A 1,291-nucleotide genomic window follows, 5' to 3' on the forward strand; every position below is an offset into this window, starting at 1 on the left:
GGCACGAGTAAATGGAATAAGATTGAGCATCGCTTGTTTTGTCACATTACCCAAAACTGGAGAGGTAGACCATTAACCAGCTTGCAAGTTGTGATTAATCTAATTCGCAATACTACCACCACACAAGGATTAGAAGTTGAGGCTAGATTAGATCCAAATCTCTACAAAACGGGAATCAAGGTTACAGACCAAGAGCTTGATACTATCGCAATCGAACGAAATTCTTTTCATGGTGAGTGGAACTATATTATCAAACCCAAGCTGGTCACTTAATTGTTCAAGTTATTTTTACATAACTCCTAAGTGGCAAAATATCAACACAAGAGTTGCTGCGGTTGATAAACGAAAGCTAATATTGCTTCAGCCGTAAGCCTGTGTAAGAGGATGTTTGAAAAGTTATGAGTGGTCAAATATTATGCCAATCGTTTTACCATAATCCGGATCATGGCAAGGTAGACAAATGTCTCTGCCGTTTCAGGGAGTAGCTCATAGTCTTTGTTTAATCGGCGACACCAAGTCAGCCATCCAAAGGTTCGCTCTACTACCCAACGTTTGGGCAGCAAGACAAATTTCTTGCACTCTTTAGGGCGCAGAACCACCTGGACAATCCAACGGCAAAAATCCATGACCCATTGCATAAAGGGGTTGCCATCAAAACCAGCATCAACCCAGATAAGATTCAGGCCAGACACATGAGTACCCATGTGTTTGACCTTGAGTAGCACTTGTTTTCCACCTTGGCGCTCACCGACACTGGCGGCTGCGATCAGCACACGCAGCACTAGGCCTAAAGTATCTACTGTGAGGAAGCGTTTACGTCCCTTCAGTTGCTTGTCTGCGTCGTAACCTACCGCTTGAGACACCATTGCCGCACTTTTAACACTTTGGCTGTCGATGATTGCTTCGGAGGGACTCGCGTCTCGGTGATGGTCTACTCTCACCCATTCACGTAAATGATCATGAATCTTCACCCAAGTTCCATCTTTGCGCCAGTTACGAAAATAAGTATAAACTGTTTGCCAGTTTGGAAAATCTCCTGGTAGCGATCGCCATCGACAACCTTCACATAAGACATAAAAAATGGCGTTGAGCACTGAATATATATCAACAGAGCGTTTGCGACCGCCTGGTTTTCGAGGTGGAATCAACCCACTAATCAGTTCAAATTGCTCTTGGGTCAGGTTACTAGGGTAAACTTTACTCATCGCTCTCAATGGTGCTGTATCTACGTATTTACAGCTTATGCCCTGAGAGCTTTTTTTACTCAACTATCAACTTTTCAAACATCCTC

General features: G+C 43.7%; 2 protein-coding genes. One reads left to right on the top strand and one right to left on the bottom strand.

Annotated elements, in window-relative coordinates; all coding sequences use genetic code 11:
• The coding region (locus tag I8752_RS30185; protein ID WP_422615224.1) for an ISAzo13-like element transposase-related protein at nucleotides 1-273 on the top strand (273 nt) is incomplete at its 5' end.
• 140 nt (nucleotides 274-413) lie between these two features.
• Here the strand turns inward: I8752_RS30185 and I8752_RS30190 are convergent.
• Nucleotides 414-1,205: an IS5 family transposase gene (locus tag I8752_RS30190; protein ID WP_214435877.1), complete on the bottom strand. Its 792-nt coding sequence runs from the start codon at nucleotides 1,203-1,205 to the stop codon at nucleotides 414-416.
• Nucleotides 1,206-1,291 lie beyond the last annotated feature (86 nt).

Source organism: Dendronalium phyllosphericum CENA369 (assembly GCF_016056275.1).
Taxonomy (GTDB): Bacteria; Cyanobacteriota; Cyanobacteriia; order Cyanobacteriales; family Nostocaceae; genus Dendronalium; species Dendronalium phyllosphericum.

Coding starts and splice junctions, on each gene's coding strand:
- I8752_RS30190 (WP_214435877.1), bottom strand. CDS start 1,205: ATGAGTAAAGTTTACCCTAGTAACCTGACCCAAGAGCAATTTGAACTG.